Source organism: Citrobacter freundii complex sp. CFNIH9, assembly GCF_002903305.1.
Taxonomy (GTDB): Bacteria; Pseudomonadota; Gammaproteobacteria; order Enterobacterales; family Enterobacteriaceae; genus Citrobacter; species Citrobacter portucalensis.
This window is the reverse complement of record NZ_CP026238.1, coordinates 2,320,929-2,341,257: the sequence shown is the minus strand read 5'-3', so window position 1 is coordinate 2,341,257 and position 20,329 is coordinate 2,320,929. Positions and strand designations below refer to the sequence as shown.

20 protein-coding genes and 1 pseudogene are annotated in these 20,329 nt (G+C 51.9%); 11 read left to right on the top strand and 10 right to left on the bottom strand.

From position 1 onward, the window contains the following. Positions 1 to 115 precede the first annotated feature (115 nt). Together C2U43_RS11845 and C2U43_RS11840 are read right to left on the bottom strand one after the other, a co-directional pair. The gene (locus C2U43_RS11845; protein ID WP_001018629.1) at positions 116 to 583 is read right to left on the bottom strand and encodes a hypothetical protein; all 468 of its coding nucleotides are present in this window, start codon (positions 581 to 583) and stop codon (positions 116 to 118) included. Between the two features lie 355 nt (positions 584 to 938). After that, positions 939 to 2,528, bottom strand: a complete 1,590-nt coding sequence (locus tag C2U43_RS11840) for a site-specific integrase (RefSeq protein WP_199771094.1) — start codon at positions 2,526 to 2,528, stop codon at positions 939 to 941. A gap of 57 nt (positions 2,529 to 2,585) precedes the next feature. On the opposite strand from C2U43_RS11840, the pseudogene C2U43_RS11835 reads away from it, so the two are divergent. The 5 genes and pseudogenes from C2U43_RS11835 to clcB all read left to right on the top strand — a co-directional run. Continuing rightward, positions 2,586 to 3,620 (top strand): annotated as a pseudogene (locus C2U43_RS11835) (molybdopterin dinucleotide binding domain-containing protein); the annotation flags it as partial. A gap of 10 nt (positions 3,621 to 3,630) precedes the next feature. Then, positions 3,631 to 4,248 (top strand): dimethylsulfoxide reductase iron-sulfur subunit DmsB, encoded by a 618-nt coding sequence (dmsB, locus tag C2U43_RS11830; RefSeq protein WP_103285179.1) that lies wholly within the window; start codon positions 3,631 to 3,633, stop codon positions 4,246 to 4,248. Between the two features lies 1 nt (position 4,249). After that, positions 4,250 to 5,104, top strand: a complete 855-nt coding sequence (locus C2U43_RS11825; protein ID WP_103285178.1) for a dimethyl sulfoxide reductase anchor subunit family protein — start codon at positions 4,250 to 4,252, stop codon at positions 5,102 to 5,104. A gap of 42 nt (positions 5,105 to 5,146) precedes the next feature. Continuing rightward, a complete protein-coding gene (gene dmsD / locus C2U43_RS11820) occupies positions 5,147 to 5,761 on the top strand; it encodes a Tat proofreading chaperone DmsD (protein WP_103285177.1) in 615 nt (204 codons plus the stop codon). A gap of 119 nt (positions 5,762 to 5,880) precedes the next feature. Then, a complete protein-coding gene (gene clcB, locus C2U43_RS11815; protein ID WP_008784724.1) occupies positions 5,881 to 7,170 on the top strand; it encodes a voltage-gated ClC-type chloride channel ClcB in 1,290 nt (429 codons plus the stop codon). On the opposite strand, the gene bioD is transcribed toward clcB, so the two are convergent. The 3 genes from bioD to C2U43_RS11800 form a co-directional block, all read right to left on the bottom strand. Further along, a complete protein-coding gene (bioD, locus tag C2U43_RS11810) occupies positions 7,126 to 7,821 on the bottom strand; it encodes a dethiobiotin synthase (protein WP_103285176.1) in 696 nt (231 codons plus the stop codon). The genes clcB and bioD overlap by 45 nt on opposite strands. Before the next feature lie 125 nt (positions 7,822 to 7,946). Continuing rightward, a complete protein-coding gene (mlc, locus tag C2U43_RS11805) occupies positions 7,947 to 9,167 on the bottom strand; it encodes a sugar metabolism global transcriptional regulator Mlc (RefSeq protein WP_003832888.1) in 1,221 nt (406 codons plus the stop codon). A 128-nt stretch (positions 9,168 to 9,295) separates the two neighbouring features. Further along, a complete protein-coding gene (locus C2U43_RS11800) occupies positions 9,296 to 10,195 on the bottom strand; it encodes a LysR family transcriptional regulator (protein WP_032943386.1) in 900 nt (299 codons plus the stop codon). A 107-nt stretch (positions 10,196 to 10,302) separates the two neighbouring features. On the opposite strand from C2U43_RS11800, the gene C2U43_RS11795 reads away from it, so the two are divergent. Further along, positions 10,303 to 11,556, top strand: a complete 1,254-nt coding sequence (locus C2U43_RS11795; protein WP_003832886.1) for an MFS transporter — start codon at positions 10,303 to 10,305, stop codon at positions 11,554 to 11,556. A 30-nt stretch (positions 11,557 to 11,586) separates the two neighbouring features. Here the strand turns inward: C2U43_RS11795 and C2U43_RS11790 are convergent, their stop codons facing one another. The 3 genes from C2U43_RS11790 to C2U43_RS11780 all read right to left on the bottom strand — a co-directional run bounded on the left by C2U43_RS11790 (position 11,587) and on the right by C2U43_RS11780 (position 14,628). Next, positions 11,587 to 12,276 carry a CPBP family intramembrane glutamic endopeptidase gene (locus tag C2U43_RS11790; RefSeq protein WP_103285175.1) on the bottom strand — a complete coding sequence of 230 codons (690 nt, stop codon included), beginning with the start codon at positions 12,274 to 12,276 and terminating at the stop codon, positions 11,587 to 11,589. 142 nt (positions 12,277 to 12,418) lie between these two features. Continuing rightward, positions 12,419 to 13,909, bottom strand: coding sequence for a sensor histidine kinase (locus C2U43_RS11785; protein WP_103285174.1), 1,491 nt, complete (start codon positions 13,907 to 13,909; stop codon positions 12,419 to 12,421). Then, positions 13,906 to 14,628: a response regulator transcription factor gene (locus tag C2U43_RS11780; protein ID WP_008784719.1), complete on the bottom strand. Its 723-nt coding sequence runs from the start codon at positions 14,626 to 14,628 to the stop codon at positions 13,906 to 13,908. The genes C2U43_RS11785 and C2U43_RS11780 overlap by 4 nt, the downstream gene beginning before the upstream one ends. A 189-nt stretch (positions 14,629 to 14,817) precedes the next feature. Here C2U43_RS11780 and msrP point away from each other — a divergent pair, with 189 nt between their 5' ends. The 5 genes from msrP (at position 14,818) to C2U43_RS11755 (ending at position 19,609) form a co-directional block, all read left to right on the top strand. After that, positions 14,818 to 15,822 carry a protein-methionine-sulfoxide reductase catalytic subunit MsrP gene (msrP, locus tag C2U43_RS11775; RefSeq protein ID WP_103285173.1) on the top strand — a complete coding sequence of 335 codons (1,005 nt, stop codon included), beginning with the start codon at positions 14,818 to 14,820 and terminating at the stop codon, positions 15,820 to 15,822. Continuing rightward, the gene (msrQ, locus tag C2U43_RS11770; protein ID WP_103285172.1) at positions 15,823 to 16,449 is read left to right on the top strand and encodes a protein-methionine-sulfoxide reductase heme-binding subunit MsrQ; all 627 of its coding nucleotides are present in this window, start codon (positions 15,823 to 15,825) and stop codon (positions 16,447 to 16,449) included. It begins immediately after the preceding gene. A gap of 47 nt (positions 16,450 to 16,496) precedes the next feature. After that, a complete protein-coding gene (locus tag C2U43_RS11765; RefSeq protein WP_032943377.1) occupies positions 16,497 to 17,984 on the top strand; it encodes a carboxypeptidase M32 in 1,488 nt (495 codons plus the stop codon). Positions 17,985 to 18,121: 137 nt separating this feature from the next. Continuing rightward, on the top strand, positions 18,122 to 18,517 hold the full coding sequence (gene asr / locus C2U43_RS11760) for an acid resistance repetitive basic protein Asr (protein ID WP_103285171.1): 396 nt from the start codon (positions 18,122 to 18,124) through the stop codon (positions 18,515 to 18,517). Positions 18,518 to 18,787: 270 nt separating this feature from the next. Further along, positions 18,788 to 19,609: a trypsin-like serine peptidase gene (locus C2U43_RS11755; RefSeq protein WP_103285170.1), complete on the top strand. Its 822-nt coding sequence runs from the start codon at positions 18,788 to 18,790 to the stop codon at positions 19,607 to 19,609. A 34-nt stretch (positions 19,610 to 19,643) separates the two neighbouring features. On the opposite strand, the gene mdtI is transcribed toward C2U43_RS11755, so the two are convergent. Both mdtI and mdtJ read right to left on the bottom strand, forming a co-directional pair. Further along, the gene (gene mdtI / locus C2U43_RS11750; RefSeq protein ID WP_008784713.1) at positions 19,644 to 19,973 is read right to left on the bottom strand and encodes a multidrug/spermidine efflux SMR transporter subunit MdtI; all 330 of its coding nucleotides are present in this window, start codon (positions 19,971 to 19,973) and stop codon (positions 19,644 to 19,646) included. After that, entirely contained in the window at positions 19,960 to 20,325 is a 366-nt protein-coding gene (gene mdtJ / locus C2U43_RS11745) for a multidrug/spermidine efflux SMR transporter subunit MdtJ (RefSeq protein WP_162623449.1), read from the bottom strand. The genes mdtI and mdtJ overlap by 14 nt, the downstream gene beginning before the upstream one ends. Between the last annotated feature and the right edge of the window lie 4 nt (positions 20,326 to 20,329).

The window sequence follows — 20,329 nt, the reverse complement described above, 5'->3', positions numbered from 1 at the left end:
GAGATACTTAATGTCGGTTGACCAGATGCTCGCATGTTCTGACGCATCAGACTCAGAGGCGGAAGCAGGTCTCCCTATAGTGATAGTTTAGGGTCTGGTCCCCTATAGTGAGTGCTTATTCCATCATCCCTTTATCACAGAGCACCTTCTTCATGTTCACAGAGGTAGCCTGAAGTACAGAGTTAACGTGGCGTAGGTAGCGAGGAGACGGGGAGCGACCCGTGATTGCCGTGTAGGAGATGTCAGTATTGCGGGAGAAGATATCGTTGGTGCCATATAAGGCAGCGAACAGGTAGGCCTTGGAGACCGGGAGTCCCCCGCTGTTAGAGAGACCTGAAGGACGTGACAGCCCTGTAAACACATCGTCTGCCCATGGGTAGGCCTCAGCAAGCTGTGAATAGGATAGACATCCTGTTTCAATCAGCCACAGCCTCACAGACCGATTGTCGATGACCACAGGCGGCTTACCTGTACGGGCCTTAGGTTCATCATAGGTCGGCGCTGGTAGCTGCTCATGGTCGAGGTCTCCACCGAAGAAGGCCTCATTGTCGGACTCTGAGTAGCATTGAATTGTAATAGCCATGGATGGGCCTCCTCTTAAGGTTGGCTACTTGCAGTGGGTAGCAGCGGTTTCGGTTAGATGGAGGACAGGCGTGTCTCTCCTAGGGTGATAGTTAAGGGTCTGAGCCCAAACTTCCGAAGGTGAGGGATTATTGTAAGATACTGAAAGCTAATGGAAAGTTGGAGGGGCCTGAGTTTAGGACGCAGTTTAAATAAGACCACAGACAGACTTAGGGTCAGGCAGCCGAAGGCGAACCAGTGGACCTACAGTCAGGAGGGATTATGATTAATATCACCCTCCATAACTTCAGTCAGACTTCAGTGACCCAAGGCACAAACCATAGCTATCTATGGTCTCCCACCTTGGGTCTCCCTACTTAAAGTAAAGCTGTCTTCAGCACCTCAGCCAGTCTCTGGACTGCATGTCCTTTCCCGTACAGGTCATACGTAATGGACTGACTGCTATGGCCTAAGATGCCCTGAGCATCCACCAGATTGACTCCACGCTCTTTCATGCGGGTCGCCAGCCAATGCCTCAGACTGTGGAGAGAGACATCCTGAGAGTCTCCTAGGGCCTCAGTCAGGACCCTAGAGTTAAACCAGCTAGAGTATGCGCTTGGAGTCATCCCGAAGAGAGGACCCTCGTCAGGCTGCATGTCTACCCATTCGAGGAAGGACTTCAGGTCAAGACCACAGGCCCCATCGGTCAACGGCACAAGTCGGACTGAATGCTTGTTCTTCACAGACTTACCGTCCCCATCTTCGTTGATGTCGATACAGACCAGTCCATTGTCTAAGGTTACAATGTCACGTTTAGTCAGGTGGCAGACCTCAGCAGACCGAGCGCCAGTAACTACAGACACCAGAGACGCCCATCTACGGGCCTCAGAGGTCGTGTGAGCCGTGTGTCGTGTGAACTGATACTCAGCCTCAACACGGACCAGAAGTCTCTCCAGCTCCTCGTCTGTGAACGCTCTGCGCTTGGAGTCGATATCCTTGGTCAGCTTCATCCGTTCAATAGGGTTGCGGCCCTCAAGTTGCCCATTCATCAGACCGTAGTCAAGACACATCTTCGCCTTAGTCAGCAGCTTGTTAATCGTCGACGGTCTCACCTCAGAAGCCAGCATAGCGTCCCTGACAGCCAGCCACTCAGAGCGGGACATCAGGTCCATGTCTTCAGGTAAGAACCGAGAGACGGTATTCAGTGAGGACGAGAGGTCCTTGTAGCTGGAGGACTTCAGGGTCTGGACCTTCTCAGCCAGCAGCGAGGACACTAGCTCAGAAAAACTACAGATAGTGACCTCAGGTTGGCGCTCCTGTGTGAAAACTACTGGTCTATCCCCCTGCTCATTCTTCAGAATTGACGTAGAGTCGCCTATAGTTGAGTAATCAGTATGGTTATTATCATCAATCAGCTTAATCAGACCAGAGGTATCACCAGTGTCTACCCTCTGCTGTGCTGCGGTCAGGACTTCAAGCGCTAACCTTATGCCCTTCTGCTGGTCCAGACTTAAGGCTTGCGTAGCGGCTAGCTCCTTCAGGTTGGACTTCTCGTCCACCAAAGTAGCGACCTCAAGTCCATTCCAGTAATCGTCACTAGCGTCTGTCAGGAACTGCTCAGCCATAGACCGGAGGTGCTCTGTAAGCTCCTGTAGCGAGACTTCAGGTCTATCCAACATGAAGGCCTTAGCTGTGGCTGCAAGCTCTCTCTGACGCATTGTGGCTACTCTCCTGTCTGTGCTGCGGGTCGATACTGAAAGAAACGGTGTGGTCTGTCCCTTGAGTCTGAAGCGGATAGTATATCGACCATTGGCTCTACGGACTAACTGAGGCTTAGCTACGCCGAGTAGATTGATTTGTGTCAGCCTTGTGTCAGGACTTGGGGTGTAGACTTGCCCATACAGATAGGGAGACCCAGAGAAAGAACTGGATGGATATACAGTGTTGTCATGGTTAATGTCAGTCATATCAGGACCTTAAGTAGCGTTGAGTCAACTACTTCAAGTCCGTCCATCCGTCTGACAGTGGAGTCTATCTGGAACTACGCGGGCAACACCATTACTAATCAGCACTCAGATATCAATAAAACGCATGAGATCCTTCAGGATGATACGAAATGCGAAATGATAGTGGTCATCGAAAACTTCATGACCTCCTCGGCGAAATATGCCGATATCCTGCTGCCGGACCTAATGACCGTCGAACAGGAAGACATCATTCCTAACGACTATGCGGGCAACATGGGATACCTCATTTTTATTCAACCCGCGACGTCACCGAAGTTCGAACGCAAACCGATCTACTGGATAATGAGCGAAGTCGCCAAACGCCTTGGCAATGATATCTATCAACGGTTTACGGAAGGCCGTACTCAGGAACAGTGGCTCCAGTATCTGTATGCAAAAATGCTGGCCAAGGACCCCGCGCTCCCTTCTTATGACGAGCTGAAAAAAATGGGGATCTATAAACGCAAAGATCCTAACGGGCATTTTGTCGCTTATAAAAAATTCCGCGACGATCCGCAGGCCAATCCGCTCAAAACACCGTCTGGAAAGATTGAAATTTACTCCAGCCGGCTGGCGAAAATTGCCAACACATGGGAGTTGCAGAAGGATGAAGTAATTAGCCCACTTCCCGTCTACGCCTCCACGTTTGAAGGGTGGGACGATCCCAAACGCAGCGCATTTCCGCTGCAGTTGTTTGGCTTCCATTACAAATCCCGTACGCACTCCAGCTACGGCAATATCGATGTTCTGCAGGCGTCCTGTCGTCAGGAAGTGTGGATCAATCCCGTCGATGCCCAAAAGCGTGGTATTGCAAATGGCGATATGGTGCGGGTCTTTAACGACCGCGGGGAAGTACGTATTCCGGCCAAAGTGACGCCACGGATCCTGCCTGGCGTCAGCGCAATGGGCCAGGGTGCATGGCACGATGCCGATATGGCCGGCGACAAAATTGACCATGGCGCCTGCGTCAATACGCTGACAACACAGCGCCCTTCACCGCTGGCAAAAGGCAACCCACAGCACACTAATCTGGTCGAGATCGAGAAGGTTTAAGGACTAACCCATGACAACTCAGTATGGATTTTTTATTGATTCCAGTCGTTGCACCGGGTGCAAAACCTGCGAGCTGGCCTGCAAAGACTACAAAGACCTCACCCCTGACGTCAGTTTCCGGCGGATTTACGAATACGCAGGTGGTGACTGGCAGGAAGACAACGGCGTCTGGCACCAGAACGTTTTTGCCTACTATCTTTCAATCTCCTGTAACCACTGCGAGGATCCGGCCTGCACCAAGGTTTGTCCAAGTGGTGCGATGCATAAGCGTGAGGATGGTTTTGTGGTGGTCGATGAAGACGTGTGCATTGGCTGTCGCTACTGTCATATGGCCTGCCCGTACGGTGCGCCACAGTACAATGCTGCAAAAGGACATATGACCAAGTGTGATGGCTGCCATGATCGTGTGGCAGACGGCAAAAAGCCCATCTGCGTCGAGTCCTGTCCGCTGCGTGCGCTGGATTTTGGCCCCATCGACGAACTGCGCAAAAAACATGGTGAACTGGTTGCCGTCGCCCCGCTGCCGGGTGCGCACTTCACCAAACCAAATATTGTGATCAAACCAAACGCCAATTGCCGCCCGACCGGGGATACCACGGGTTTTCTGGCTAATCCAAAGGAGGTGTAAAATGGGAAATGGATGGCATGAATGGCCGCTGGTACTGTTTACGGTGCTGGGCCAGTGCGTAGGCGGGGCGCTGATCGTCAGTGGTTACGGCTGGCTGACCGCTAAAGACGAGTTGGCAAAACAACGTATCGTTCGCAGTATGTTTTTTCTCTGGCTGGTAATGGGCATCGCCTTTCTCGCCTCGGTTATGCATTTAGGTTCGCCGCTGCGCGCGTTTAACTCGCTGAACAGAATTGGCGCATCGGCGCTAAGTAACGAAATCGCCAGCGGTTCGCTGTTTTTCGCCGTCGGTGGCCTGTGGTGGCTGGTGGCGTTTCTCGGTAAAATGCCCGCAGCGTTAGGTAAAATCTGGATGCTATTGAGCATGCTGCTGGGCCTGGTATTTGTCTTTGCGATGACCAACGTCTACCAGATAGACACCGTCCCAACCTGGTATAACGGCTATACTACACTGGCGTTTTTCATGACGATGCTGCTCAGTGGACCGCTATTTGCCGCTCTGCTGCTGCGTGCTGCAGGCGTTTCTTTTAACGCCGCCAGATTCGCCGGTATCAGCGTATTGGCTCTGCTGGTTACGGTGGCCGTTATTGTGCTGCAGGGACTGTCACTCGGCGAGATCCACAGTTCGGTACAATCCGCCAGCGCACTGGTTCCCGACTACGGCAGTTTACAGGTCTGGCGAGTCCTGCTGCTGGCCGCGGGTCTGGGTTGCTGGATATGTCCGTTGATCCGTCGCAAAGGACCGTCCGTTGGCGGGTTGGCGCTCGGGTTAATTCTGGTGCTTGTCGGTGAAATCATTGGCCGCGGTTTGTTTTACGGTTTACATATGACAGTCGGAATGGCTGTCGCAGGTTAACTTTCGGGTGCGGGGCAACCCGCACTGTTCAGGATTGTTTGCATGACCCATTTTTCACAACGTGACAACTTTTCTACCGCAGCGCGCGTGCTCGGCGCGCTATTTTACTATGCCCCAGACAGTGCGGAAGCTTCGGCACTGGTCAGTGCGTTAAGAACCTATGGCTGGCAGGCGCAGTGGCCGCTTGAAAAGACAACGCTTTCGCCGTTAGTCGCTCAGTTTCAGGCTGAGGCCGATGAGTCTCTCCCGCAGGCCTGGCAACGTCTGTTTGTTGGACCTTATGCGCTCCCTTCTCCGCCATGGGGATCCGTCTGGCTGGATCGTGAAAACGTGTTGTTTGGCGACTCCACGCTGGCATTACGTCAGTGGATGCGGGACAACGGCATCCAGTTTGCCATGCAGCAAAATGAGCCAGAAGATCATTTTGGTTCCCTGCTGCTGCTGACGGCCTGGCTTGCCGAGAACGAACGCCACACCGAGTGCGAGCAACTGCTGGCCTGGCATCTGTTCCCATGGTCATCACGCTTTCTTAATGTGTTTATCGAAAAAGCCGATCACCCGTTCTACCAGGCGCTTGGTGAGCTGGCGCGCCTGACGCTGGCACAGTGGCAATCACAGTTACTGATCCCGGTAGCCGATAAGCCTTTGTTCCGTTAGTTTCGTCACAGGTAGGATGCGTCCTGCCTGTGGTGCATCCTGTTGCGCACGCTGAGCTTTTGCTTCTGTTACCTAATAGCCGCAAAATAGAGCGTCTGAATTTTCCAGTCTGGCCACTCATGCATCATTTACATGCTTACCCTGACCTGCGTGCCATGTTCCGCCGCCTGCTGATCGCCGCGTTGATTGGCGTCCTTGCTGCGCTGGCCGTCGCAGGATTTCGTCATGCCATGCTACTTCTCGAATGGTTGTTTCTGAGCAACAACACAGGGAGTCTGGTCAACGCAGCGACAAACCTTTCGCCCTTAAGGCGTATGCTGACACCTGCACTCGGCGGTCTGGCGGCTGGATTACTACTGTGGGGCTGGCAAAAATTTAACCGTTTACGTCCGCAGGCTCCCACTGATTATATGGAAGCCCTGCAAACCGACGGACAATTTGACGTCAGTGCAAGCCTGGTGAAATCGCTGGCATCGTTACTGGTGGTTGCCAGCGGGAGCGCCATCGGACGTGAAGGTGCCATGATTTTACTGGCGGCGCTGGCGGCCTCCTGCTTTGCTCAACGCTTTACCCCGCGTACAGAATGGAAGTTATGGATTGCCTGCGGCGCCGCTGCAGGTATGGCTGGAGCCTATCATGCCCCGCTGGCGGGCAGTTTATTTATTGCCGAAGTATTGTTTGGCACGCTGATCCTCGCCTCACTGGGACCGGTAGTGGTGTCCGCCGTAGTCGCATTACTCACCACCAATCTGCTTAGCGACAGCAATGCGCTGCTGTATACCGTGCACCTGTCGCGGGAATTACATGCTCTGGAATACGTTATGATTGTCAGCACCGGTCTGGCTGCTGGCATCTGCGGACCGCTCTTCATGTGGTTGATGACCGCCAGCCATAATGTATTTTTGCGCTTAAAACTCTCGCCACCGTGGCAACTGGCGCTTGGCGGGTTGATCGTTGGCCTGCTTTCATTGCTCACGCCTACGGTCTGGGGTAATGGCTACAGCGTGGTGCAGTCATATTTACTTTCACCACCGCTGCTGGCCGTGGTTAGCGGGATTTTTATCTGCAAATTACTGGCGGTGCTTGCCAGCAGTGGTTCCGGTGCGCCAGGTGGCGTGTTTACGCCAACGCTGTTTGTCGGTCTGTCTGTGGGCATGCTGCTGGGCCAGGTATGGGGATTATGGCTTCCAGGCTCGGATGAGATAGCTATTTTACTGGGATTAACGGGGATGGCCACGCTGCTGGCGGCTACCACGCATGCGCCAATAATGTCGACGCTGATGGTTTGTGAAATGACCGGGGAGTATCGCCTGCTCCCCGGATTACTGATCGCCTGTGTCCTGGCGTCGGTGCTGTCGCGTACGTTACGCCACGACTCTATCTACCGACAGCACGCTGCCGAGCATTGACAGGCGGATGTACTGAGACAGTTCACGCTGCTCTGCACGAGGCAGATAAGGCAGTTCACCGATCAGCGGTGCAGGTAATTTTTTACCCAGCACATCAATGATTTCCGCATAATGTGCCAGCCCCGGGTTAATGCGATTCGCAATCCAGCCAATCAGCGGCAGTCCGTCGCTGGCAATCGCCTGCGCGGTGAGGATCGCATGGTTAATACAGCCTTCCTGGATACCCACTACCATCAGCACCGGCAGTTGTTCCTGCACCACCCACTCCGATAACGGACGCAGATCGTTCATCAAGCTCCGCCAGCCTCCGGTGCCTTCCACGACGACGTGATCGACTTTTTCGCTAAGGCTTGCGAGACCGTTGGATAACAGGGTGTAATTGACCGGACCACTATGCGCCACGCTACTTTCATCTTCGCTTAACGCAATTGGGTTAATTGCCTCATAGGGCAGCTCGATAGATGACACACTTTGCAGCACCAGTGCATCTTTGTTGCGCAGACCTTCGGGCGTCTCTTTGCTGCCTTTGGCTACTGGTTTGTAACCCGCAACGCTTTTACCCCCTGACGCTAACGCTTGTAGTAATGCGCGGGAAACCACGGTCTTCCCAACAGAAGTGTCTGTACCTGTAATAAAGAAACGCTTCAGCATCACTAACTCCACCGTTATGCTTTGAAAATATAAGTCAGGAAAATAAAACAGTGGAGAAAGTCTAAGGTATGACGACCAGGATCAGCTTGAGATAGCGCAATTTTTCGTACAACAGTTAAAAAATGTTAACCCTGTAATAGACGAATCAACAAAGAACCGTTATACATCGCGTCCTTCACGAGTGCCGCACCCGCCATCGTCCCCTGATTGGTAAACTGCGTACTTTCAACGACAATATGCTGACTGTAAGCCGGAAGCGCCTGCTGACGAATGCTGTCCGCGATGGTTGGGAACAAGATATCTGCCGCTTTACTGAGCGGAGACCCAATCAATATCTTTTGCGGATTGAACAAATTCACCATGATGGCAAGAATTCGACCGACGTGGGTCCCAACGCCGCTAATGATATCTTTCGCCAATAAATCACCCTGCATGGCCGCCAGACACAGCGCGTCTACCGTTAACGGTTGCCCATGTAGAGAAGAACTCATTGACTGCTTCAGGCGCACCTGCGCCAATTCGAGCACGCTGTCGACACTGGCGATTGTTTCCAGACAACCATGGTTGCCGCAATAGCAGCGTTTACCGTAGGGATCGACCTGCGTATGACCAATCTCCACCAGGCTACTGCTGCCTGCATGCAGCAAATGGCCGTCAGTGATCACCCCTGCACCCACGTTATGATCGATCACCACCTGAATGACGTCGCGCGCACCGCGCGATGCGCCAAAAAGCGCCTCGGCCATCGTCCAGGCGCTGATATCGTGCTGAATATACACCGGCACGCCGGTATGGTTCTCAAGCGCTTCGCCCAACGGCATCTCTTTGACATCTTCGTAAAATGGCATGCGATGAACGATACCGTTTTCAGTATCAATAATGCCGGGTAAGGTGATGGCGATGGAGGTTAAGCGCTCCAGCTTTTGCTGGTGGCGGATGAAAAACTGATCGACCTGGGTTATCACGCGATCCAGCAACGGTGTTTCGCTGACCAGCGCCATTTCAAGACAATCTTCAACCACCAGCTTGCTGCTCAGATCGCGTAGCGCCAGAAAAATCTCGCCACGACTGATACGAATGGATAAGTAGTGCCAGGCCTCCGTTTCGACAACCAGCCCAACGGCCGGACGACCACGGCTACCCGCTTCCTTAATTTCCAGCTCTTGCACCAGATGCGCTTCGAGCATTTCGCGGACAATTTTGGTAATGCTGGCAGGCGCCAATTGTGCCAGGCGGGAGAGATCAATACGCGATACCGGACCCAGCTGATCAATCAGGCGATAAACCGCACCCGCATTGGTCTGCTTAATTTGATCGATATGCCCAGGCTGACTATCAGCAACCACCACTTACTCCCTTTATTTTCGCGCTCCGAAATAATCTGCGGGCTATGGTGAAGCACTTCAATGGCTTCCGTCAACTTTTTACTTAGCCTTGTGATTTACTGCACATTTTCGCCCATTTTTAAACTAAATTAACCGCTCTGAACGGCCGCCAGAAGCTGCTCGCGAAAGCGTTGCGCGGCGTGACTTTGCTCATGATGCTTTGGCCACACTAACCACATTTCCGAGACAGCATCTTCTTCCGCTATCGGGATCCAACACATTTCATACAGTTGCACCCGTTTAAAAGAAGCAGGAAGTATAGAAACCCCTAATCCTGCGGCCACCAGCCCAATGATAGTCATCGCCTCGCCAACCTCCTGCGCAATCGTCGGTTTCAGTCCATAGCGACGCATCAGGCCCAGAATATCGTCATACAACCCTGTCCCCACATGGGGGTCAAAAAAGACAAATGGCTCATTCGCCAGTTCGGCCAACGTGACCACGGGTTTTTGCGCCAACGGATGCGCACGTGGGATCATTGCCATCAGTGGTTCATGCAGAATGATTTCACGCTCCAGCGTTTCCGGAAGCTGCGTATTACGCAGAAGTCCCAAATCCAGCGTTCCTTCATTGAGCGGGGCAATTTGCTCACGCGTGTTCATTTCACGGGTTTGCATATGCACTGCCGGGTAGCTTTGGCGAAACAGCGATAACGTATCTGAAACCGCTTTGATAAACGGCGCGGACGACGTAAAGCCGATACGCAATTCCCCTGCTTCTCCCAGATGCAAACGCTCAGCCCTGGCGGCGGCTTCATTAACCAGCCCGAGGATCTGCCGACTGTCCGCCAGAAACTGCTTTCCGGCAGAGGTCAGTGCCACGCTACGGTTAGTTCGGGCAAGTAACCGGGCGCCAACCTGCTGTTCAAGGATCTGGATCTGCTGACTTAGCGGCGGTTGCGAAATGTTTAACCGCGCCGCCGCCCGACCAAAATGCAACTCTTCGGCAACGGCCACAAAGTAACGTAAATGACGCAGTTCGATATTCATATTTTTAAAATATTATTTGAGATTATTAATATATTAGACAGAATATTGTGATTTTCATACTCTTAAGGCTGGTCCTGTAGACGTAATTGAATGAGCAAGGATTTCAAGTGAGCCGTACAACAACTGTCGATACCGCGCCAACAAGCGATGTTGATGAACAGATAGTTACCCCGCCGGATGGATTTATCAAACGCGGAACATCCCCATTTATGCGCGTCACGCTGGCGCTGTTTTCCGCCGGACTGGCGACTTTTGCCCTCCTCTATTGCGTACAACCCATACTGCCAGTGCTCTCGCACGAGTTTGGGGTCTCTCCCGCAAGCAGCAGTATCTCGCTTTCCATCTCGACGGCGATGCTGGCGATAGGGTTACTGTTTACCGGCCCACTTTCAGATGCTATTGGCCGCAAGCCGGTGATGGTTACCGCGCTGCTGCTCGCCTCTTGTTGTACGCTGCTTTCAACGATGATGACCAGCTGGCACGGTATTTTAATCATGCGTGCTCTGATAGGACTTTCACTGAGCGGCGTCGCAGCGGTAGGGATGACCTATCTGAGTGAAGAAATTCATCCCAGTTTCGTCGCCTTCTCAATGGGCCTGTATATCAGCGGTAACTCAATTGGCGGAATGAGTGGTCGCTTGATCAGCGGCGTGTTTACCGACTTTTTTAACTGGCGTATCGCGCTGGCGGCGATCGGCTGTTTTGCCCTTGCCTCTGCGCTGATGTTCTGGAAAATCCTGCCGGAATCTCGTCATTTCAGACCAACGTCGCTGCGCCCGAAAACGTTGTTTATCAACTTCCGCTTGCACTGGCGCGACAAAGGTTTGCCGCTGCTGTTTGCGGAAGGTTTTTTACTGATGGGATCGTTTGTCACGCTGTTTAATTATATCGGCTACCGCCTGATGCTCTCCCCGTGGGAGCTCAGCCAGGCGGTTGTAGGTTTGTTATCTGTGGCGTATCTGACCGGGACATGGAGTTCGCCAAAGGCGGGTTCTATGACCACTCGTTATGGCCGTGGCCCGGTAATGCTCTTTTCAACAGGCGTGATGCTGGTTGGACTTTTAATGACCCTGTTCACATCGCTATGGCTGATCTTCGCCGGGATGCTGCTCTTTTCAGCCGGGTTCTTTGCCGCGCACTCCGTAGCAAGCAGTTGGATTGGACCACGAGCAAAACGCGCTAAAGGCCAGGCTTCTTCCCTGTATCTGTTCAGCTATTATCTGGGATCCAGTATTGCCGGTACGCTGGGCGGTGTGTTCTGGCACAGCTATGGCTGGAACGGCGTGGGCGGATTTATCGCCCTGATGCTGGTGTTGGCGTTGCTGGTCGGTGCGCGTTTGCACCATCGTCTGCACGTATAATCCGTGATGCCCGGGTTCCGGGCATCACCTTTATGAATCAGGCAGTAACGTCTGGGCTCCCATTTGCAGAGCAATAACCGTCCCGTTCATCACTATATGCAGCATAATTGGCATCAACAGACCGTTGCTTTTCAGTCTGGCCAGGATCAACACCTGCGACACAAGAAACAACATCAGCAACGTGCGTAGATCCACATACTGCGTATGCATGATGGCAAAAATGACCGATACCACCACTGACGACAGCCAGGTTTTATTATTGAACCAGTACTGGAACGCGTTGAATAAACAGCCTCTGAAAACAATTTCTTCATAAACTGGCGCGATAAATATCAGGGTCAACGTAGATAACCACAACGCATAACTACTTAAGGATATTTGGCTGGTCACCCACGCTTCAGTTTGTCTAAGCCCCAAAACCAATGGCAGGATAAGCTGAATAAAAAGCAGCGCCGCAAACAAAATGGTAAACCACCTGGCGTTGAAAATGCCTTTGCCCAGCCCCTCTCTTTTTCTAAAGAAGAAATAATACAGCGGAACCAGCACAACAAATTCCAAAGCAAACAACAGCGGAAAAAGTAGCCCTTTGGCAAGCAGGTCCTGACTCGCGGGGAAAAACAACGGGGTAAACGTGAGGCCAAACATCAGTAAAAACATTGAAAAGCAGCCAGCAACTGCTTTAGTCCTGGCGATATACAGGTTGTCGGCATCCTGTGACATACGATCTCCTTGCGCTCATCGAAGATAAGTTGATGAATTACCCATGCATGATAAAAATTCTCATTATCACTGACAACCTACCAACTTTTACGCAATGCCCATGAGTACAATGCCAAACCCTCTTTACTCCGGAACTTCACCGTCAACTACTCAGAGGAGAATCCGCCAGCGGCAACGAGAAACGGAAGCAGGCCCCTGCCGTTGAGCTAACCAAATGGATATCCCCTCCATGCAGTTCGAGCATTCTACGCACGATCAGTAAGCCCAGGCCGCCGCGCTCGGCCCGCTGCTCACGGGGAATTAACGCGGTCGGGCGCTGAAACAATACTTTTCGCACAGCTTCTTCTACCCCTGGCCCACTGTCCTGCACTTCGGCGAATAAACGGTCTTCATCACGCCAGACTTTTAGCCGCACTTCGCCTCCGTCAGGCGTATGACGGATAGCGTTATCCAGCAAATTCGTCACGACTCTTTCTATCATCGATAAATCGGCATTCACCAGTGGTAACGGCCCCGTTACGTCAAGGTGCAACTGCAAATGACGCGTGGCAACAGGGAGATCAAATTTCTGTGCCACATCCTGGATCAATTCACCAATAGCAAAACGTTCACGCTGCGGTTTTATACCGCCATGCTCCAGCCTTGCCAGCTCAAACAGCTGTTGTGACAGATGGCGAACTTTATGCCCCTGGCGCAGCGCGATGCTAAGATAATGCCGGTTTTCCTCCGGCGTCATCGTATCGGCTTTCAGCGACAGCATTTCCAGATATCCCAACAGTGAAGTCAACGGCGTGCGTAAATCGTGCGAAATATTGGCAATAAACTCTCTGCGCTGACGATCGCTGTCTGCTAATAAATCCCACTGCTGGGCAATTTTCTGCGCTAACTCGATAAACGCATTGTTCAGCAGTGCTATTTCATTCTCCGGTACCGGTTCGGGATTTTTTTGTGCCAATTGTTTGATGACGGTAATACTGTCCTTCTCCAGTTTTACCACCTGTCCGGTTAGCCTTTTCACTGGATTCGTCACCCATCGCCACACCAGAAAACCTGCAATTCCACCGGCTAATAAAACCAGTATTAACGTCCAGGCCACGGTATTCCAGAGCGTTTTTTGCCAGGCGGTATTCGCCAGCATATTCAGATCTTCGCCCTGCAGAATAATGTACAAATAGCCATGTAGCTCACCGTTATATAAAACTGGCGCGGCGCTGAATACCTTTTGCTGGCTGCTACGCGGATCGTTGCCATAGACGGGCAACGCATCTGAGTTAAGGAAATCCTGTATCGGCTGTACGCTAATTTTCTGCCGCTGGATATGCCCCGGCGGTGCGGCATCAGCAAGTATTTCACCTGATGGTGAAACCAGATACAGCTCCACGCTGGGGTTGAGCGTCATCAGGTGATTAAACAATCCTTTTAAGGTCTGGCGATTAATCTGCCCGCTGGTATCAATAAGCGACTCACTTTTGACAATCTTGCTCGCCAGCTCCAGTGAGAGCCTTTGCACCATGGCGTCACCATACTGTTTACTGCTGCGAATCTGGACAACACTGACGGTAACCGCACAAATCAGCATAATGGCGGTAAAGACGAGGGTCAGACGCTGGCTCAGCGACAGGCGATAAATCATGGCTGATGCTCCGCGTTAACCGCAGCAAGCTTATAGCCTCGTCCCCAAACCGTGAGAATAATTTCCGGCTCGGCAGCATCCTTTTCAATTTTGGTCCGCAGGCGATTAATATGACTGTTCACCGTATGCTCATACCCTTCATGCTGGTAGCCCCACACCTGATCTAACAGCGCCTGACGCGAAAAGACCTCGCCTGGATGACGGGCGAAAAAATAGAGCAGATCGAATTCGCGCGGCGTTAAATCGAGGGATTTACCATGCAGCCGGACTTCCCGGGCTAATGGGTCAATCTCTACGCCATGAACGGTGATAATCCCCGCCTCCATACGTAGGTTCTGACTCATCGCTTCCTGACGACGAAACAATGCCTTTACCCGGGCCATCAACTCCAGCACCGAGAAAGGTTTGGCCAGATAATCATCGGCACCCATTTCCAGCCCCAATACACGGTGCGTTTCACTGGTGCGGGCGCTGATGATAATGACGGGCAAATAAAAACTCATTTGGCGAATGCGACGACAAATCTCCAGCCCGTCGACACCCGGCAGCATCAGATCGAGGATAACGGCATCCCAGACGTGTTTCTCCAGTTGTTCAAGCGCACGAGCTCCGTCTGCCTCATGAACAATCTCGTAACCCTCATCCTTCAGGCTAAGCTGCAAAAGTGAGGCAATATCGCTGTCATCTTCCACCAAAAATATCTTTTTCGCGCCTGCCATCAGTGTCATCCCCCTCTCGTCGTGCTGAAAGCTTACCTCAGGCAAGGGGCGGAAGTTATCACAAAATTTTTAACTTTTCGTGAGGATCCAGGGATACGCATGCGAGCAGTATGTCGTTACAGACACGTCAGACATCAACAGGGAAACGTCGCTTTGTTTTCCTTAACATGAAAATAAGAAGGAAAAGTCATGCTAAAAAAACGTCCACTTCGGGAAGCAGATGTTACAGCCGAGTCAGTATTTTTTATGCAACGACGACAGATCCTCAAAGCTCTAGGGATAGGTGCGGCTGCGGCCACGCTGTCCTCCCCTACACAGGCTAATTTGCTGGATTGGTTTAAAGGCAACGATCGTCCACCCGCACCCGCAGGCAAAGCGCTTGAGTTCACAAAGCCCGAACGCTGGCAAAACAGCCTGTCACTGACGCCAGAAGACAAGGTGACGGGCTACAACAATTTCTACGAATTTGGTCTGGATAAAGCCGATCCTGCGGCCAATGCCGGTAGCCTGAAAACCGATCCCTGGACGTTAACCATCAGCGGTGAGGTCAACAAACCGTTAACCTTGGATCATAATGCGCTGACCACACGCTTTCCATTAGAAGAGCGTATTTATCGGATGCGTTGCGTTGAGGCCTGGTCAATGGTTGTGCCGTGGGTGGGTTTTCCGTTGCATAAATTACTGGCGCTGGTTGAGCCAACCAGTCACGCCAAATACGTCGCTTTTGAAACACGCTACGCCCCTGATGAAATGCCGGGTCAGAAAGACCGCTTTATTGGCGGTGGGTTGAAATATCCCTATGTCGAAGGTCTGCGGTTGGATGAGGCTATGCACCCGCTCACACTTCTCACCGTAGGCGTATATGGCAAAGCATTGCCGCCGCAAAACGGTGCGCCAATACGTCTGACTGTACCCTGGAAGTACGGCTTCAAGGGCATTAAATCAATCGTCAGTATTAAGCTGACGCGTGAGCAGCCGCCGACGACCTGGAATATGTCAGCACCGAATGAATACGGTTTTTACGCCAACGTAAATCCGCAGGTCGATCACCCTCGTTGGTCTCAGGCTACTGAGCGTTTTATCGGTTCGGGTGGCATTCTTGATGTGCAGCGACAGCCCACGTTACCTTTTAATGGTTATGCCGATGAGGTGGCATCGTTATATCAGGGCATGGATCTACGGGAGTATTTTTAAGTGAGGTTGAACGCAAAACAGATAACCGGCCTGAAAGTGCTGCTGCATCTCGCCGGTTTTTTACCCCTGCTATGGCTCTTCTGGGCCGCGCAGCATGGCGGGTTGGGTGCCGACCCGGGAAAAGATATCCAGCACTTTACGGGCATTACCGCGCTGAAGTTTTTGCTGGCTACCCTGCTGGTATCGCCGCTTGCGCGCTATGCAAAACAGCCTTTGTTGTTTCGTACCCGGCGGTTGTTAGGTTTATGGTGCTTTGCCTGGGCCACACTGCATATAACCAGCTATGCTCTGCTGGAACTGGGTATACAAAACCTGGGATTGTTGGGTCGTGAACTGGTTTCACGCCCATGGCTAATGCTGGGTATGGCCGGTTGGATTATCTTATTCCTGTTGGCGTTGACCTCGACACAAGCCGCTCAGCGTAAAATGGGCAAACGCTGGCAAACATTGCACAACTACGTCTACCTGGCCGCCATTTTGCTACCGCTGCATTATCTGTGGTCGGTAAAAGTATTATCACCGCTCCCTATTATCTACGCCATCTGTTTTGTGGTTCTGCTGGCTTTTCGCTATAAAAAGCTGTTGCGGAAAACCGGGTACAAAGGTGTGTTTATGAAAAGTGAGTGAATCACGGTAAACTTCTTAACCACACCTAAACAGAACGAGAACAAAAAATGAGTAACAATGATAATTACCATCAGCTCACCCGCACGTTCCAGCGGCTCTCTCGCTTCTCCCACCTCTCGGCAATCGCCAGTTGGGACATGTTTACCATGATGCCGCCAGGAGGCAGTAAAGCCCGAGGCGAAGCGCTGGCCGAGCTGAGCGTGCTTGAGCACCAACTGTTAACCGATCCGAAAGTGGCAATGTGGATCGCCGCAGCGCAACAGGAAGATCTCAACGATGTAGAACAGGCGAACCTGCGCGAAATGTCGCGATTGCATCACCAGGCATCCTTGTTGCCCGAATCGTTGGTAGAAGCAAAATCTCTTGCGGGAAGCCGCTGTGAGCATGCCTGGCGTAGCCAGCGACCAGCTAATGACTGGGAAGGATTTTCCGATAACCTGAAAGAAGTTGTGAAGTACAGCCGCGAAGAAGCCCTACTGCGCGCAGAAGCTAAAGGTTGTTCGCCGTATGACGCGCTACTGGACATCTTTGAACCAGGAATGACCAGCGCTCAGTTGGATGTCCTTTTCGCAGACGTTAAAAGCTGGCTGCCCGATCTGCTAAACAAGGTGGTGGCAAAGCAGTCTCAGCAGTCGCTCATCGCCCCGGTAGGTCCCTTCCCAACAGCTGTACAGCGAGAGCTGGGTCTTGAAACAATGGCACAGCTAGGTTTCGACTTTACCGCTGGTCGGCTGGATATCAGTGCACATCCTTTCTGTGGCGGCGTACCAGAAGATGTTCGCATTACCACCCGCTATGATGAAAACGAATTACTCAGCGCGCTGTTTGGCGTGATCCATGAAACCGGTCATGCGCGCTATGAGCAAAACCTGCCACGCAGCTGGTCTGGGCAACCTATTGCTCTGGCACGCTCAACCGCCATTCATGAGTCCCAGAGTCTGTTCTTTGAGATGCAACTGGGACGCAGTAAAGCCTTTCTGATGCGGTTGATTCCGGCTGTAACGCGCCACTTTGGCGATCAGGCAGCGTTTGAAGAAAGCAATTTCATCGCCTGGAACCAGCAGGTCAAACCCGGGTTTATCCGTGTTGATGCCGATGAGGTAAGCTATCCCGCTCACGTGATCCTGCGTTATGAAATCGAACGTGCGCTTATTAATGGCGATATTGAAGTGGATGATATCCCGGCATTGTGGAACGAGAAAATGCAGGCCTGGCTGGGGCTGTCAACGATCGGAAACTACCGTAACGGTTGTATGCAGGATATTCACTGGACTGACGGCGGCTTTGGCTACTTCCCTTCCTATACCTTAGGCGCCATGTATGCAGCGCAGTTGTTCAGTGCCGCTAACCGCGCATTGCCTGATTTGAATCAGTCTATTGCCCAAGGTGAGTTTGGTGCTCTGTTTGACTGGTTACGTCAGAATATCTGGCAGCATGGCAGCCGCTTTACTACTGAACAGCTTATTACCCAGGCGACCGGAGAGCCGCTCAGCAGCCGTTATTTCCGTTCTCATCTGGAAGCCCGCTATTTGTAATCTCATACCGTGAGTCATTGTACATATCGTTACACGCCGAAACCAATGACTCACGGAAGCCCTGTGTTTACAGCGATATAGTTATTTCAACGGCCCCGCAGTGGGGTTGAATGAAAAACCAAATCGAGGGTATGAGAATGAAAAAAGTATTAGCTCTGGTTGTTGCCGCTGCTATGGGTCTGTCTTCTGCTGCTTTTGCTGCTGAAACAACTGCTACTACCGCTCCGACTGCTGCTGCAACCACCAAAGCAGCGCCGGCAAAAACCACGCATCATAAAAAACAGCACAAAGCAGCGCCGCAGAAAGCGCAGGCTGCCAAGAAACACGCTAAAAAATCCACCACTAAACCGGCTGTAGAACAAAAAGCGCCAGAGCAGAAAGCTCAGGCTGCTAAAAAACACACCAAAAAAGCAGCAACCAAGCCAGCAGCAGAACAAAAAGCACCAGAGCAGAAAGCTCAGGCCGCTAAAAAACACATCAAAAAAGCCGTAAAACACGACACCGCTAAACCAGCAGCTCAACCTGCAGCATAACGCATTTGTAGTCACTATGGCGTCCCCCACGCCATAGCATACGGCGCTAGATCAACCTGATGTAGCGCCGCCTTTCGGAGGGTAAAATGGTGTCACATTACCGCTTTGAGTTCATTCTTATTACTCTGATAATTTGCGCCCTTATTGCCATGCATTTTTATCTTTCCTGAGTGTAGTTATCTGATTTTACTCCCACTTTCTCGCCGTCCCGTCTATAGTATTAACTGAGGGTTTGCTGTTTATAATCATAATTCCCCACCAGAGTGTGATATGCATAAAACCATTGCTGTATTACTGGGCTCAATTTGTTTTTTTCCTGTTGTTGCGCATGCGGATCAGCCAGCAACGACCACCGCTGAAGCAGAAAGCATAAAAACGCTGTTTTTTGGTCATGACGATCGCACGAAAGTAACGGACCCAACGCAATCACCGTGGGACGCTATCGGACAACTGGAAACCGCCAGTGGTAATCTGTGTACCGCCACGCTCATTTCACCGCATCTGGCCCTGACTGCCGGACACTGCTTGCTCGCTCCACCGAAAGGCAAACCGGATAAAGCCGTCGCGTTACGCTTTGTGTCGAAAAAGGGTGTCTGGCGCTATGAAATCCATGGAATCGAAGGACGGGTTGATCCCTCACTCGGTAAGCGTTTGAAAGCAGATGGCGATGGCTGGATTGTTCCGCCATCAGCAGCCCCGTGGGATTTTGGTCTGGTGCTGCTGCGTTACCCGCCTTCCGGAATCACGCCCCTACCATTATTTGAAGGTGATAAAGCGGCGTTAACCGCGGCGTTGAAAACCGCCGATCGCAAAGTCACACAGTCGGGCTATCCGGAAGATCATCTGGACGATTTGTACACCCATCAGGATTGCGTGGTGACCGGCTGGGCGCAGAATACCGTCTTGTCGCACCAGTGCGACACGCTCCCGGGCGACAGCGGTTCACCGTTGATGCTGAAGACAGATTCAGGCTGGCAGTTGATTGGCGTACAAAGCTCCGCTCCGGCAGCGAAAGATCGCTGGCGAGCCGATAATCGCGCCATATCCGTGACCGGTTTTCGCGATAAGCTGGAGGAGTTGGCGCAGGAGTAACATATGCTGCCCGCATTAACGGGCAGCACGGATATCAGGCAAGTTTAATCATCACCATTCCGGCCAGCAGCAGCGCCACGCCGATCCAGCCTTTATTATTCAGGCGCTGACCAAACAACACCCAACCAGCCGCTAACGTCGCGGCAATCCCAAACCCGCCCCACAAAGCGTAGGCAACAGAAAGGTCAATACCTTTTACCGCCTGCGACAGCGCGCTAAAGGCCGCTAACACGGCAGCCAGCGACAGCACGCCATAAACCTTGCGGCGAAATCCATCAGAAAATTTCAAAAAGACGTTAGCGACTATTTCCAGCACGATGGCCATGCCAAGCCAGGCACCATGAACCCACTCAAACTGCTGCATGGGTCACCTCTTTGCTCGTTTTGGCAGGTTTTCGAGTACCAGACTTAATCAGCACAATGCCTAATACCAGCGAGACCAGTCCAGCCACTTTCATCGTGGACAAGGTTTCGTCAAATAACAACACACTAAACAGCGTAATAAATAAAATACCGATACCTTCCCACAAGGCATAGGCCACACCAAGGGCAATTTTTTTAACAGCGAAACTAAGAAAAATATATGATAAGGCGATCATTACCAGCATTAAAATAAAGCCTGAATTACCATGGCCAACGCTTGCCCATTTCATTGACAGCGTACCAGTAATTTCAGCCGCGATGGCCAGACCTAATAATATCCAGTAAAACATGATGCTT

Bases quoted from the DNA above. Each gene is read 5' to 3' on its own strand.
- C2U43_RS11845 (WP_001018629.1), bottom strand. From the start codon at position 583: ATGGCTATTACAATTCAATGCTACTCAGAGTCCGACAATGAGGCCTTC.
- C2U43_RS11840 (WP_199771094.1), bottom strand. From the start codon at position 2,528: ATGACTGACATTAACCATGACAACACTGTATATCCATCCAGTTCTTTC.
- dmsB (WP_103285179.1), top strand. From the start codon at position 3,631: ATGACAACTCAGTATGGATTTTTTATTGATTCCAGTCGTTGCACCGGG.
- C2U43_RS11825 (WP_103285178.1), top strand. From the start codon at position 4,250: ATGGGAAATGGATGGCATGAATGGCCGCTGGTACTGTTTACGGTGCTG.
- dmsD (WP_103285177.1), top strand. From the start codon at position 5,147: ATGACCCATTTTTCACAACGTGACAACTTTTCTACCGCAGCGCGCGTG.
- clcB (WP_008784724.1), top strand. From the start codon at position 5,881: ATGCATCATTTACATGCTTACCCTGACCTGCGTGCCATGTTCCGCCGC.
- bioD (WP_103285176.1), bottom strand. From the start codon at position 7,821: ATGCTGAAGCGTTTCTTTATTACAGGTACAGACACTTCTGTTGGGAAG.
- C2U43_RS11800 (WP_032943386.1), bottom strand. From the start codon at position 10,195: ATGAATATCGAACTGCGTCATTTACGTTACTTTGTGGCCGTTGCCGAA.
- C2U43_RS11790 (WP_103285175.1), bottom strand. From the start codon at position 12,276: ATGTCACAGGATGCCGACAACCTGTATATCGCCAGGACTAAAGCAGTT.
- C2U43_RS11785 (WP_103285174.1), bottom strand. From the start codon at position 13,909: ATGATTTATCGCCTGTCGCTGAGCCAGCGTCTGACCCTCGTCTTTACC.
- C2U43_RS11780 (WP_008784719.1), bottom strand. From the start codon at position 14,628: ATGGCAGGCGCGAAAAAGATATTTTTGGTGGAAGATGACAGCGATATT.
- msrP (WP_103285173.1), top strand. From the start codon at position 14,818: ATGCTAAAAAAACGTCCACTTCGGGAAGCAGATGTTACAGCCGAGTCA.
- C2U43_RS11765 (WP_032943377.1), top strand. From the start codon at position 16,497: ATGAGTAACAATGATAATTACCATCAGCTCACCCGCACGTTCCAGCGG.
- asr (WP_103285171.1), top strand. From the start codon at position 18,122: ATGAAAAAAGTATTAGCTCTGGTTGTTGCCGCTGCTATGGGTCTGTCT.
- C2U43_RS11755 (WP_103285170.1), top strand. From the start codon at position 18,788: ATGCATAAAACCATTGCTGTATTACTGGGCTCAATTTGTTTTTTTCCT.
- mdtI (WP_008784713.1), bottom strand. From the start codon at position 19,973: ATGCAGCAGTTTGAGTGGGTTCATGGTGCCTGGCTTGGCATGGCCATC.